14 protein-coding genes and 1 pseudogene are annotated in these 12,091 nt (G+C 70.2%); 5 read left to right on the top strand and 10 right to left on the bottom strand.

All coding sequences use genetic code 11. From position 1 onward, the window contains the following. From D7X55_RS25585 to D7X55_RS25545, 10 genes are all read right to left on the bottom strand, one after another. Positions 1-474, bottom strand: a 474-nt coding sequence (locus D7X55_RS25585; protein ID WP_121724456.1) for a Fis family transcriptional regulator, incomplete at its 3' end; no start/stop codon positions are given. A 140-nt stretch (positions 475-614) separates the two neighbouring features. Next, positions 615-1,982 carry a universal stress protein gene (locus tag D7X55_RS25580; protein WP_121724455.1) on the bottom strand — a complete coding sequence of 456 codons (1,368 nt, stop codon included), beginning with the start codon at positions 1,980-1,982 and terminating at the stop codon, positions 615-617. Between the two features lie 140 nt (positions 1,983-2,122). Continuing rightward, positions 2,123-2,542, bottom strand: a complete 420-nt coding sequence (locus tag D7X55_RS25575; protein WP_120552379.1) for a type II secretion system protein GspG — start codon at positions 2,540-2,542, stop codon at positions 2,123-2,125. A 27-nt stretch (positions 2,543-2,569) separates the two neighbouring features. Further along, the gene (locus tag D7X55_RS25570; RefSeq protein WP_121724454.1) at positions 2,570-4,030 is read right to left on the bottom strand and encodes an adenylate/guanylate cyclase domain-containing protein; all 1,461 of its coding nucleotides are present in this window, start codon (positions 4,028-4,030) and stop codon (positions 2,570-2,572) included. Between the two features lie 76 nt (positions 4,031-4,106). Next, positions 4,107-5,234 carry a hypothetical protein gene (locus D7X55_RS25565; protein ID WP_120552377.1) on the bottom strand — a complete coding sequence of 376 codons (1,128 nt, stop codon included), beginning with the start codon at positions 5,232-5,234 and terminating at the stop codon, positions 4,107-4,109. A 13-nt stretch (positions 5,235-5,247) separates the two neighbouring features. Further along, positions 5,248-5,805: a Uma2 family endonuclease gene (locus D7X55_RS25560; RefSeq protein WP_120552376.1), complete on the bottom strand. Its 558-nt coding sequence runs from the start codon at positions 5,803-5,805 to the stop codon at positions 5,248-5,250. A gap of 125 nt (positions 5,806-5,930) precedes the next feature. Continuing rightward, on the bottom strand, positions 5,931-6,107 hold the full coding sequence (locus D7X55_RS43525; protein ID WP_158626426.1) for a hypothetical protein: 177 nt from the start codon (positions 6,105-6,107) through the stop codon (positions 5,931-5,933). A gap of 125 nt (positions 6,108-6,232) precedes the next feature. Then, positions 6,233-7,096: a tryptophan 2,3-dioxygenase gene (locus D7X55_RS25555; protein WP_120552375.1), complete on the bottom strand. Its 864-nt coding sequence runs from the start codon at positions 7,094-7,096 to the stop codon at positions 6,233-6,235. 140 nt (positions 7,097-7,236) lie between these two features. Then, positions 7,237-7,761: a cell wall protein gene (locus D7X55_RS25550; RefSeq protein WP_120552374.1), complete on the bottom strand. Its 525-nt coding sequence runs from the start codon at positions 7,759-7,761 to the stop codon at positions 7,237-7,239. 180 nt (positions 7,762-7,941) lie between these two features. Beyond that, positions 7,942-8,439, bottom strand: coding sequence for a hemerythrin domain-containing protein (locus D7X55_RS25545; RefSeq protein ID WP_233610057.1), 498 nt, complete (start codon positions 8,437-8,439; stop codon positions 7,942-7,944). A gap of 175 nt (positions 8,440-8,614) precedes the next feature. On the opposite strand from D7X55_RS25545, the gene D7X55_RS25540 reads away from it, so the two are divergent. From D7X55_RS25540 to D7X55_RS25520, 5 genes and pseudogenes are all read left to right on the top strand, one after another. Next, entirely contained in the window at positions 8,615-9,337 is a 723-nt protein-coding gene (locus tag D7X55_RS25540; RefSeq protein WP_120552384.1) for a lysophospholipid acyltransferase family protein, read from the top strand. Next, positions 9,330-10,214: an alpha/beta fold hydrolase gene (locus D7X55_RS25535; protein WP_121724453.1), complete on the top strand. Its 885-nt coding sequence runs from the start codon at positions 9,330-9,332 to the stop codon at positions 10,212-10,214. The genes D7X55_RS25540 and D7X55_RS25535 overlap by 8 nt, the downstream gene beginning before the upstream one ends. A gap of 35 nt (positions 10,215-10,249) precedes the next feature. Beyond that, positions 10,250-11,188, top strand: coding sequence for a proline dehydrogenase family protein (locus D7X55_RS25530; protein ID WP_120552372.1), 939 nt, complete (start codon positions 10,250-10,252; stop codon positions 11,186-11,188). A 3-nt stretch (positions 11,189-11,191) separates the two neighbouring features. Continuing rightward, the gene (locus D7X55_RS25525; protein WP_121724452.1) at positions 11,192-11,698 is read left to right on the top strand and encodes a hypothetical protein; all 507 of its coding nucleotides are present in this window, start codon (positions 11,192-11,194) and stop codon (positions 11,696-11,698) included. An 83-nt stretch (positions 11,699-11,781) separates the two neighbouring features. Further along, positions 11,782-12,091 (top strand): annotated as a pseudogene (locus D7X55_RS25520) (permease); the annotation flags it as partial.

Here is a 12,091-nt window from a genome sequence, read left to right as displayed (position 1 = left end):
CTCCTTCTCCTCGGCGGCCTTCAGCGCCGCGGCGCGCACGGCCAGCACTTCGGCCTGCTGGGCCCAGCGGCGCTTGAGCGCGTCCCTCAGGCCCTCCGTCTGCAGGTCCACCTGCGCCTGGTGGAGGCGGTAGTGCAGGTCCTCGCGCAGGGTGCCCCGGGTGAGGGCGGCCATCGCCGCGCCGGAGATGCCCACCACGACCTTGGGCCGCTCCTCCTGCATCTGGAGGCAGCGCAGGATGAGGCCCTGGGCGTCCAGCGGCAGCTTCGCCGCGTCCGCGATGAACACGACGCCGTTGGGCTGGCGCAGCGCTCCGGCCAGCTCCTGGGGCTGGCGAATCTCCGTGAGCGGGACGCCGAAGTTGCGCGCGGCTTCCTCCGCCCAGGCCCTGCGCTCGTCCTCGGTGCCTCCGTGGATGAGCAGCGACGCACGGTTGGAGACGAGGTCCTCTTCTCGATAACCGCGAAGAGCCACGGGATGCCCTACCCTTCTGGGAAAGCGGGTCCTCCCAAAGTCTAACGCCCTCCTGGGTCGCCTGTTCAATCCCTTACGTGCGGGAAAAAACCAGGGACCCGCTCCCCGGCGAGCCCCTCCACTGGACGCCCGTTCCCGGGTCAAACCGAAGGCACCACCATCACGGGCCGGCGGCAGCGCAGGACCAGCTCCTTCGCCACGGCCTCCTCCAGGACGTCCGGGGCCACCTCGCGGCGGGAGGACGTGCCCACGCAGACCAGGTCCACGCCCTCGCGCTCCGTGGCCTGGCAGATGGCGATGGTGACGTCATCCCCGCTGACGCCCTCCACGCTCCAGTGCACCGCCTGCGCGACCGTGTCCCGGGGCACCTGGGCCCAGAGCCGCTGCATCACCTGGTCCCGCTCGGACTCGGGCTCCGGGAGCACGCCGTGGAAGTCCCGGGGGCCCCGCTCGCGGCCCTTGAGCCGGTGCACGTGCAGCAGGTGCACGCGGCCGCCCGGCCCCACCAGCGAGCACGCCTGCGCGATGGCCTGCCCGGACGCGAGCGTGAAGTCCACCGGCACCAGGGCGCTCCGGGGCGGAGGCAGCCGGCGAGGCTCGCGCGCTCCGGGTGGGATGCACGCCACGGAGCGCTCCGCGTGGCGCAGCACACCTTCCGACACGGAGCCATGCCACAGCCGCTGCACGCCGCCGCGCAGGTGCATGCCCACCACCGTGAGCTCCGCGCTGCGCGCGTGGGCCACGTGCAGCAGGTGGTCCGCCGGGCGGCCATAGCCGGGCTCCAGCACCACCTCCACGCGGCCCTCGCCCTCCAGGTCACCCAGGCGCTCGCGCACCTCGCGGTGGAGCACGCGCTCCACCAGCGGATCCAACCCCTCCATGCTGCGCTCGCGCGGGTCCAGGCGCTCCACGTGCACGGGGGTCCGGATGCCCAGCCGCTCACGCTCCTCCAGGGGCGAGCACACGTAGGCGGCCAGCACGTCGCACCCGCCCACGCGCCGCAGCTCTCTCAGGAAGGTGATGGCCGCGTCGGACGTGGCGGAGCGCGGGTCCACGCCCACCATCACCAGCAGCCGGCGCCGGCCCCGGGCCCAGTCCAGCAGCGCCGAGTCCCGGCGCACCGCCAGCACCGGGGCGCAGCCGTGGCGGGCCAGGCGCTCCGCCAGGGACGTCTTGCGCCAGGGGGACGTGCGCCAGCCCCCGGCGGCCACCACCACCATCCGGGCGCTCTTGCACTCCGCGTCCCCCAGCAGCGTCTCCACGGAGGCGCCCCGCTGCATGCGCGGCTCCACCGAGCCCCCGGGGCCCAAGAGCGGCCTCAGCCGCGCGGCCTCCGCGGCCAGGCCCCCCTCCGCCGCGGACAGGGCGTCCGGGGCCTCCGCGTCCGGGACCTCGTCATCCACTCCCAGGAGCAGCAGCGGCTCCCCCAGCCGGCCGGCGAGGGTGGCCGCGACGGTGGCCGCGTGCGCGGCTTCGGCGGACAGGTTGGTTGCGCAGATGATGGCCATGGCGGGGCCCCCTGGAGGAGGCGATGCCCGCTGGAGCCTCCCCTCGCCATGAAGGTGTTCACGCCGGAGGGACGGTGGCACACGGCCGGGCCTGCCGGCCTGCCTGCCCGGCAGGGTGGGGCGTCCCGGCGGGCCAGCGCTCAGCGCAAGAGCTGCTGGTGCCCGTCGTGGTTGGTGTGGTCCTGGTTCTCCCCCGCGCCGCCGCGCTGGTTCTCGCGGCCGAAGGTGGACAGGAACACGCCCTGCGCGCTGCTGGCGTACTGGTACGGCCGGCCCCAGGGGTCGCGGGGCACGGCGGGGAGGTACTTGGGCACCAGCATCTCATCCAGGCTCCCCTCCTCCGGCAGCTGTCCGCCGTGGTCCGCCTGGTAGCGCTCCAGCGCGCCCAGGATGAGGGTGAAGTCCGCGTGGATGTGCTGGGCCTGCTCGGGGTCGCGGCGGCGGAAGGCGGTGAGCACCAGGGCCACGACCAGCGCCACCGCGAATACCACCGCCACCCAGGGCAGCGGCGAGCGGCGGGACTTGTCGTGGGAGGAGGACGGGGAGGAGGTGGCGGCCATGGCCCATCCACCCTACCGCCTGGCGCGTCAGAGGGCGCGGTAAAGCGGCACCGGCTGCTGCTTGCCCTTCAGGCGCACCGGGGGCAGGTCCTCGAAGGCGGTCTCGTTCGCGTCCACCAGCTCACGCGTGCGCTCGCCCACCAGGATTTCCCCCGGACCGGCCAGCGCGCACAGCCGCGCGGCCACGTTCACCGCGTCGCCAATGCAGGTGTACTCGGCCCGCATCGCGCCGCCGATGTTGCCGGACACCACCACGCCCGAGTTGAGCCCCACGCCCAGCTCCAGCACCAGGGGCCGGCCCTCGCGGCCGTGGGCCACCCACTCGGCCTCCGCCACGGCGCGCAGCTCCGCCACGGCCTCCATCATCATCTTCGCGCACTGCAGGCCCCGGAGCGCGTCGTCCGGGCGGCCCACCGGCGCGCCGAAGACGGCCATCAGCCCGTCGCCCAGGAACTTGTCCAGCGTGCCGCCGCAGGTGAGCACCGCGTCCGACAGCCGGCCCAGCACCTGGTTGAGCACCGCCACCACCTGTTCGGGCGGCAGGCTCTCCGCCAGGCCGGTGAAGTTGCGGATGTCCGCGAACAGCACCGTCACCTCGCGCTTCTCACCGGCGAGCACCGCCGCGTCCGCGCTCTTGAGGATTTCTTCCACCACCGCGTCGGACGTGTAGCGCGCGAACAGCTTGCGCATGCGCTCCGTCTCGTCCGTGCGGCGCACCACGCTCTCGATGCGCGCCGCCAGTTCATCCATGGACGCGGACTTGTTCACGTAGTCGTCCGCGCCCGCGCGCAGGCCGCGCACGCGCTCCGCCTCGCGGTCATTGGCGGTGAGCATGATGACGGGGATGGCGCTGCGCGGGCCCTCCTTCAGCCGCCGGCACAGCTCCACGCCGTCCAGCCCCGGCATCTCCAGGTCGCTCAGCACGATGGCCGGCTGCAGCCGCCCCATGCCCTCCAGCGCCTCGTACGGGTCCTGGAAGCAGAGGACTTCGTAGCCCAGGGCCACCAGCCCCTCCTGCACGAACGCGCACGCCAGGGGGCTGTCGTCCACCACCACCACGCGGCGGCGCCCCTCCGTCGCGGGACGCGGCAGGTCCTGCCGGCCGACGATGCGGTTCTGCACGCCCAGCGCTTCGTAGATCTGCTTGTACGTGCAGTGGCCCAGCTCGACCAGGATTTCCCCCAGCCGCCGCCCGTCGCGCCGCTGCCGCGCCAGCGCTTCGTCCAGCTGCGCGAGCGACACGTACTTGAGCCCCACCAGCAGCTCGCCCAGCGGCGGCTGCGCGGGACCCTTGTCATGGTTCAGGCCCAGGGCTTCTCCCAGTGCGTCTTGGATCTGCTCGCGCGACACGTAGCCCAGGGAGATGAGCGCCTCCCCCACGCGCTGGCCGGTGAGCGCCTGCAGCGCGAGTGCCTCCTGCACCTGCCCCGGCGTGACGACACCCAGCTTGAGCAACAGGTCACCGAAGAGAGGGTTCGATGCACTCACGCGGCCACCTCCATCGCTCGAACGTAGCCCAACGCCGTGCTCGCCGCCCAGCCCACGGGTCGCAGGGACGCTGTCGTCAGGGCATGACCACGCGTCCGAAGGCGAGCAGGATTTCCAGGACGATCAACGCGACGATCATCACCTCCAGGACGTGGGAGCGGTCGATGTCCACCTCGCCCTTGAGCAGGCCATAGGTCTGCGCGAGCAGCTGCTGCTTGCGCGTGACGGAGGCCTGCCACGCGGGGATGCGCAGGCGGCGCACGGCGCCCTCGTAGACCTTGGCCAGGTAGAAGTCGCCGATGATCTTGAGGCTGTTCTCCACCCGCTCCACGAACTCGTTGAGGTCCACGAGCGTGCCCAGCGTCTCGCGCGCGAGGGTGCGGTACGGGCTGCGGAACAGCGTGAGCCAGCCGGGCTTGCGCTTCTGCACCTCGTCGTGGATGCGCGCGATGTGCTTGTCCAACCGCTCGTCGTAGTAGCGGAACTCCAGCAGCTGCGCGTTGGCGATCTCCAGGAGGTCCGGGATGTCGCGCGAGCCGGACGGCTCGTAGACGAAGGCGCTGTTCCAGTCCACGACGACCAGGTCATGGGCGGTGTAGCTGAAGCGCACCTGGGTGACAGCCTCGCGCTCACGGGGCGCGAGCGGCGCGGTGGTGCTCTCACCCAACAAAAGCCGGGCGATGTCCGCGCTCTGGAACAGCTCCTCCGCGGAGGGGTTGCCCTGGATGCGCTCGGCGAAGATGACGGTGTAGCTCTCGCTCTGGTCCCAGAGGTGCGGCCCCTGCACGGCGGCGGAGATGGTGCGGCGCACGCCCTCCACCAGCTCGAGCGCCAGGTCCTCCAACGCCTGGCTGTCATAGAGTTCGTCGGCGACGTGGGTGAGGGTCTCCCAGGTGGTGCCGGGGGCGACGGGGACGCGCAGGATGATGGACGCGGCGCCATGGTCGAACAGGCGCGCGGTGGCGTCCACGGTGACGGGGCCGCCGCGAAGGGCCAGGGGCCTGCGGCCCAGCTCATAGGCCACGGGAGGGTTGGGCAGCTGGATGTACTGGCTGTTCTCGCGCGACAGCTTCAAGCGGCGCGAGTCCTCCGTCAGCGCCTTGCGAGCGCGCTCCAGGTCGATCTCCTCCGCGATGTCGAACGTGCGGTAGCAGAGGATGTGGGCCTGTTCGAAGAGCAGCGTCATTCCGGCGGGCGCGGACATGGTGGGCTGAAGCCTACTCGACGTCCTCCCACAGGACCTTCAGTTCCAGGGGAAGCGCCTCGAAGGGTTCCGCGTGGACGGTCTCCGCGTCCCCGTAAGCCCCCAGCAACAGATAGTGGCCGCCTTCCAGCCGGTAGACCTCCAGCATGTGTTCGCGTGGGTCCACCAACCAGACGTGTTTGACGCCCTCTCGTGCATAGATGGGCAGCTTCCGGACCCGGTCCAACCGGGACGTGGACGGGGACAGCACCTCGCACAGCCAATCCGGCGCCATCTGGATGCCCACGACCTTGGACAGCTTGGAGAGCCGCTCCCGGCGCCACCCCGCGAGGTCCGGCACCAGGACGTCCTTCCCCAGGTGCAGTTCCGGCTCCGAAAGGATGAGCCAGCCTCCAGGCCCTCCGCGTCCCCGCTCGAAGGGGCCATAGAGTTCGCCACCCAGATGCCATGCCGCGGAGGCATGCGGGTTCGCCGGCCGGGGGCTCGCGTACAGCTCCCCGTTGACGATCTCCCCCACCTGATTCGAGGGGAGCGCTTCCAGGTCGGCGTAGGTGGCGGGCTTTCGGGTCATCTCTGGAGCGGGGAACCTGGCAGGTAGGGCCATGCCCGGACACTCTCATGCCCGTCTGACACGTCTACCCCGGCGGCCGGGAGCCCTGGAAGGCCCCCGGCCTGAAACATCGCCGGATGTTTCACTCAGTCGCCGCCGCCCTCGGGCAGCTTGATGCCAATGCCACCCGGGCCTTCGCCGTTGTCCGGCAGGTTGCCAATGTGACCCGGCGTGGGCATGGGGCGGTCTCCCGCCTGACGCTTGTTCTGCTGTTCGTCTTCCGGAAGCTGCGGGTCCTTCCGGGGGCTTTCGTGCTCACCCATGGTGGCTCCTTCGCACGTTGAGAGGGTTTGACCTCTCCCAAGCTAGGGAGCCCGCGCCCCGGCTGGCACCCCGTCCCTGCCGGCACGCGGAGCATGCGGGGACTCGAGCGGCGTCCAGGGCCCTTTCAGACGCTCCGGGGCTTCGCGGGCGGCGCCAGCGCCGTGCGCACGTCCCACAGCTCCGGGAAGAAGCGCAGGTCCAGCGCCTTGCGCAGGAAGCCCACGCCCGACGAGCCGCCCGTGCCCTGCTTGAAGCCGATGATGCGCATCACCGTCATCATGTGCCGGTAGCGCCAGAGCTGGAACCGCTCCTCCGTGTCCACCAGCTTCTCGCACATCTCATACGCATCCCAGTGCTTCTCGGTGTCCTCGTAGATGCGGCGGAACACCTCCATCACCTGGGGGCTCTTCTCATACGGCTGACGCCAGTCCCGCTCCACGTGGCTCTTGGGGACGTCATGCCCCATGCGAGACAGGTGACGCAGGAACTCGTCGTAGATGCCCGGCGACTCCAGCAGCCGCTCCAGCTCCGCGTGCACGCCCTGCACGTGCTTGAAGGGCCCCAGCGCCGCGTCGTCCTTGTTGCCCAGCAGGAACTCCAGCGCCCGGTACTGGAAGCTCTGGAAGCCCGACGCGTGCCCCAGCGTGTCCCGGAACTCCAGGTACTCGTTGGGCGTGAGCGTCTCCAGCACGCTCCACTGCTCGAAGAGCATCCGCTGGATGTGCGCGACGCGCGCGAAGATCTTGAAGGACGGCTCCAGCCGGTCCGCCTGGATGTAACGGATGCAGGCGGACAGCTCGTGGATGAGCAGCTTCATCCACAGCTCGCTCGTCTGATGCTGGACGATGAACAACAACTCGTCGTGATGGGGAGGCTGGGAACGGGGCACCTGCGCGGACAGAAGGCGGTCCAGCTGCAGGTAATCACCATAGGTCGTCCGGCCCGCGAGGTCCGTGACGATTCCAGGCTCCAGGTCGCGTTTGTTCATGGCCCGGGCACTCATGCACACCAACCCCCTCGCGGCGCAAGCACATCCTCCGCGCGGTCAATCCTGCCACGTGCTTCCTGCCGGAAGGACGCGGTCCACCTCTGCCCGGGCCGGGGCTACGACACACGACTGCGAAGCGCTTAAGCGTTCTTCTGAGCGGCTTCCGCCAGCGCCTTGGAGGCGGCGCGGCCACGCGGCAGCTTGATGTCCTCCACGCTGTTGGGGTTGGCGTAGTCGGACCACTCGGAGGGACGGCGGTGGGTCTTCTCCAGCATGCGCAGCTTCTGGTAGTGCGCGGCGCAGTAGCCCTTGGTGCGGCTGGGCTTGCCGCAGCCCTTGATGGCGCACTCGCGGGCGCCGCCCTCCGCCGCCGCCGGCTTGCGGCCCCGGCGCTTGCCACCCGCCGCCGCCACCGGCGCGCTCACCGACGCGCGACCCGCCGGACGACCCACGGGACGACGACCGGGCTTGCCCGCCGCGGGCGCGTTCGCGCCGAAGAGGGGGCCCACCACCTGAGCCAGCGGCGCCAGGCGCTCGGCCACGTTGCGCAGCGCATCCAGGTCCGCCGTGCCCGACTCCAGACGAGACACCACGTCGCGCAGGGGCTTGAGCTGCACTTCAATCTCGTTGCGAATCATCTCGCGGAACGCCTTGTCAACTGACATTTCGACCAATCCTCGGTTTAAGGGGGGAGCATTGCCTTGGCGTGAACCGGCACGCCGGACTACCAATACCTTCCAGAAAGGCAATTGTCGAAGGAAGCGATAAAAAGTTGTGACGCCACTGCGTATCAGCAGGCGAGAAAGGCCCGGGAAATGGGTGCGCGAGACGCTTTCAGGCGCTTCTCACGCATCCCAATGCAGGGGTTCCAACAACGCTCCGCGACTGGAGGCGGGGGGGTGTTGCGAGCGTTCCAGCAGTTCCTCGTACGTCAGTGCGAGGTCGTGTCCCAGTTCTTCCAATTCCTCTGAGTCCAGGGACGCGGACAGCCGGGGGAGCACTCCGTGCTCGGTGGCCTGCACGTGCGCCACGACCTGATCCTCCAGCGTGAACAGGCGCGCCTGCCACTCGACGCCGCGAGGTGTCAGTTCCTGCAATTCCTCCATCAACTCACGCAAGGTGAGGTGATCCTCGGCCTCCTCGCGGGCGCGGGTGCGGCCCTCCACGCATGTCAGCAGTGGCTGGACGCAGCGCTCCTCCAGGCGGGAGTGCAGGCGCAGGAGGCGGGCCAGGGTCTCCTGACCGTGAGTCACCTCTTCCGGGTCCGCCTCTGAAGCCAGCCGCTCCAGCAGCGCCTCCAGCTCACGGTGTTGATGCAGGAGGATGTCGAAAGGGCCGGCCATGCCCCCAAGCATCGGCATGGCACCGGGGGCAGACAACCACACCCATCCAGCGGCCGTGGAAGGCAGCCTGCTGGCGTGCATGCCCTTTTCCGGTGATGGCGGCGGTGGAGCCCCTGCCCGGCAGCCTGCCGCCAGGGTGCCGGCGAGCGAAGCCGGCTGCATCTTGGAATCCACCGTGGAAGACCCACTCACCAGCGTCCGGCAAGCCGTGTTCCGTTTCGCGGAGGGCGGCGCGGCCCTGTCCGCGCGCTACCACCGCGCCCGTCTGATGGGTGCTGAACACCTGCCCAGACAGGGGCCGCTGCTGCTCGTGGGCAACCACGGTGTCTGGGGATACGAGACCCCGGCCTTCTTCCACCTGTTGCACCAGGCCACGGGGCGCTACCCGCTGGGCCTGGCGGAGCGGGGATTCTTCAAGATTCCCCTCGTGCGCACGGTGTTGCCCTGGCTGGGCGGCGTGGAGGGGACGCGGGAGAACGCGCTCAAGTCACTGGGGGAGGGGCAGCTCGTCGTCTGTTATCCGGGCGGCGCGCGGGAGACCTTCAAACGCAGCCAGGGCCGCTACCGCCTGCGCTGGGAGGGCGCGCTGGGCTTCGTGCGGCTGGCCATGCAGGCCGGGGTGCCGGTGGTGCCCTTCGCGGGTTTTGGGGTGGATGACACGTTCTTCTGGCCCCCGGACGAGGACCGCTGGTGTGTGCGCCTGGCCGCGGAGGATAAATACCGCATGCCCCTGGTGATGGGATTGGGTCCACTGCCGCTGCCCGTCCAGCTCACCTTCGCCGTGGGTGAACCCCATGAACCGCCGCCGTCGGGCGCGCCGGAGTCTCGCGTGCGGGCCTTCCGCGACCGCGTGGCCGCCAGCGTCCGGCGCCTGCTCCTGAGGGCCTGCCATGCTTGACGCCGCTGCCACCTCCACCGTCGAGCCCAAGACCCGCGCGCCGCCGCTGGTGCCGGACGTGGAAGACATCCAGCGCGGCTATGAGCGGCTGGACTGCGAGGAGCGCGCCGTCCGGGGCACGCCCGTGCGCCTGTTCACCTTTCCCGGAGGCAACAGGGATGTATCACGCACGGTGGTCTGTCTTCCGGGGCTGGGCGCCAGTGGCCGCTCCTTCGCGCCCATGGAGCCCCTGGCCCGGGCGTGGAACCTGCTGTTGTGGACGCCGCCCCTGAAGACGCCCGCGACACACACGCCGTTGCAGTGGAACCTGTCGGTGCTCAACCACCCGGAGGCGGGGCTGCCGGAGCGCTTCGCGTTGATGGGGTCCTCCTATGGAAGCCTCCTGTCCATCGCGTATGCGTTGGAGCACCCCCAGCGGGTGAAGGCGCTGGTGCTGGTGTCGCCGGTGGCCAGCGTGCGCAAGGTGCGGCGGCTGGCGTTGACGCTGTCCACGCTGGTGCGGGCGCCCCGGCCGCTGGCGTATGTGTTCGCGCCCACGGTGGCGCGCGTCCTGGGCGGCCGGTGGCTGCCCGCGGAGGGGCGGGCCGAAATCGTTCGCGAGGCGCGGCGCCTGTCGTCGCTGGAGCTGATGCGGCGGCTGCGCGACATCCTGGCCGCGGACTTCCTGCACCGGCTGCGCGAGCTGCGCGTGCCCACGCTCATCATCGAGGGAGGCCGCGACCTGCTGGTGCCGCCGGCCGCCGCGCGCGACGTGGCGGCGCATGTGCCGGGCGCCCGGCTGGAGTTCCTGGAGACAGCCAGTCACCTGCCGTACATGAGCCACCCGGAAGCGTTCAATGCGTGCGTGTCCGACTTCCTCTCCCAGCACCCTGACTGAACAGGCGTTATCTCTATCGTCGGGGGAACATCCGTATGACGACCGCCGCCGCTCAGCTGTCCCGCTCCGCGCTGTTGTTCCTGTCGCGTCAGTCCAACCTCAAGGACGTGGCCACGCGGCTCAAACCCTTTCGCCAGCTGGCGTCCCGCTTCATCGCGGGGGAGACGCTGGAGGAGGCCGTGGACGCGGTGAAGGCGCTCACGGCGAAGGGGCTGATGGCCAGCTTCGACCACCTCAATGAAGCGGTGCGCTCTCCTCAAGAGACGCGCGACGAGGTGAGGCAATACCTGCGGCTGCTGGCGCGAATCGACCAGGTGGGCGTCAGGGCCAACGTGTCGCTGAAGCTCACGCAGTGCGGTGTGTTGTTCGACCGGAACCTGGCGCTGCAGAACGCGCGGGCGGTGGTGGCGGACGCGACGGCGCGGGACTCCTTCGTGCGCGTGGACATGGAGGAGAGCGCCGTCACGCAAGTGACCCTGGACATCGTGCGGGATCTGCACTCGGAGTTCGGCGAGCGGCACGTGGGCGCGGTGCTCCAGAGCTACCTGCGGCGCACGGAGGAGGACGCGAAGGCCCTGTGCGCGGAGCGCGTCCGGATCCGCCTGTGCAAGGGGGCCTACCTGGAGGGTCCGGACGTGGCCTTCCCGGACAAGAAGGACGTGGACGCCAACTTCGTGCGCTGCATGCGCATCCTGCTGGACAGCGGCGTGTATCACGGCATCGCCACGCATGATGAGCGGATGATTGACGCCACGCTGGAGTACGCCGCGCGCCAGCGTCTGCCCAAGGGCGCCTTCGAATTCCAGATGCTGTATGGCATCCGGCGCGACCTGCAGGAGCGTCTGGTGAAGGAAGGCCATCCGGTGCGTGTCTATGTCCCGTATGGGAAGCACTGGTATCCCTATTTCATGCGCCGCCTGGCCGAGCGTCCCGCCAACCTGTGGTTCGTGATGCGAAACCTGGTGAAGGGATAGACCATGAGAGACCCCTACGCGGCGGCCTATGTCGCGGGAGCCGTGGGCACCGGTGCCCTGGGATTGCTGGTCACCGTGCGCAATGCCTCGCTGGGCCACCCGCCGCCGTACGCCGCGCGCCACATCGCGCGGCAGGTGCTGAGCCGGCTGTTCGGCCGGTGGATGTCCCGGCGCGAGGCGTCGCGGTGGGCCTTCGCGCTGCGCGCGGGCTATGGCCCGCTGCTGGGAATGGGCTGGGGCCTGGTGCGGCGGCGCACGTCGAAGTGGACCCTGCTGCACAGCGGCGTGCTGCTGGGCCTGGGCGTGCTGGCGTTCGAGCGCGCGGCCTTCCCCCTCTTCAAGGCGACGGCGGTGTCGAACAGCTGGTCGCGCGCGGAGCACGCCTGGCTGTTCGCCCAGACGGCCCTGTTCGGCATCGTCACGGAGGCGACGATGCGCTGGCTGGTGAAGGAGGAGACGGATTCCGGAAGTGGGACGGGGGTTCCCAGTTCCGGTCAGGCTCCGGGGTGAGGTGAGCCGTCCGGCAGGGGAAGGCCGCGCGTGGCATCCTCGTTGCTTCACGCGCGGGCTCATCCCCCATCCCTGACAGGTCCATGCTCTTGCTCGAACTCCGGCGCGCACTGCGCTCGATGGCCCGGGAGAAGCGCTTCACCGCGGTCGTCGTGGCGACGCTCGCGCTCACCATTGGCGCGACCACGGCGGTCTTCAGCGTCGTGTATCCGGTGCTCTGGCAGCCCCTGCCCTTCCCCGAGGCGGAGCAGCTGGTCCGCCTCTTCCAGGCGACGACGCCGGGGGCGGGGGCGGGTCCCCACAAGGACCGCACCCGGGTGAGCCTTCCGGTGTGGAACGCGTGGAGGGAGGGGTCCCGGAGCTTCTCCGGCATCGAGGGCGTCCGCGTGGAGA

Origin of the sequence: Corallococcus sp. AB049A (assembly GCF_003668885.1) — a bacterium.
GTDB lineage: Bacteria > Myxococcota > Myxococcia > Myxococcales > Myxococcaceae > Corallococcus > Corallococcus interemptor.
The sequence above is the reverse complement of the archived record's forward strand: the minus strand, read 5'-3'. Positions and strand labels throughout refer to the sequence as shown.

Bases quoted from the DNA above. Each gene is read 5' to 3' on its own strand.
- D7X55_RS25560 (WP_120552376.1), bottom strand. From the start codon at position 5,805: ATGACCCGAAAGCCCGCCACCTACGCCGACCTGGAAGCGCTCCCCTCG.
- D7X55_RS43525 (WP_158626426.1), bottom strand. From the start codon at position 6,107: ATGGGTGAGCACGAAAGCCCCCGGAAGGACCCGCAGCTTCCGGAAGAC.
- D7X55_RS25545 (WP_233610057.1), bottom strand. From the start codon at position 8,439: ATGGCCGGCCCTTTCGACATCCTCCTGCATCAACACCGTGAGCTGGAG.
- D7X55_RS25555 (WP_120552375.1), bottom strand. From the start codon at position 7,096: ATGAACAAACGCGACCTGGAGCCTGGAATCGTCACGGACCTCGCGGGC.
- D7X55_RS25575 (WP_120552379.1), bottom strand. From the start codon at position 2,542: ATGGCCGCCACCTCCTCCCCGTCCTCCTCCCACGACAAGTCCCGCCGC.
- D7X55_RS25565 (WP_120552377.1), bottom strand. From the start codon at position 5,234: ATGTCCGCGCCCGCCGGAATGACGCTGCTCTTCGAACAGGCCCACATC.
- D7X55_RS25525 (WP_121724452.1), top strand. From the start codon at position 11,192: ATGAGAGACCCCTACGCGGCGGCCTATGTCGCGGGAGCCGTGGGCACC.
- D7X55_RS25550 (WP_120552374.1), bottom strand. From the start codon at position 7,761: ATGTCAGTTGACAAGGCGTTCCGCGAGATGATTCGCAACGAGATTGAA.
- D7X55_RS25580 (WP_121724455.1), bottom strand. From the start codon at position 1,982: ATGGCCATCATCTGCGCAACCAACCTGTCCGCCGAAGCCGCGCACGCG.
- D7X55_RS25535 (WP_121724453.1), top strand. From the start codon at position 9,330: ATGCTTGACGCCGCTGCCACCTCCACCGTCGAGCCCAAGACCCGCGCG.
- D7X55_RS25530 (WP_120552372.1), top strand. From the start codon at position 10,250: ATGACGACCGCCGCCGCTCAGCTGTCCCGCTCCGCGCTGTTGTTCCTG.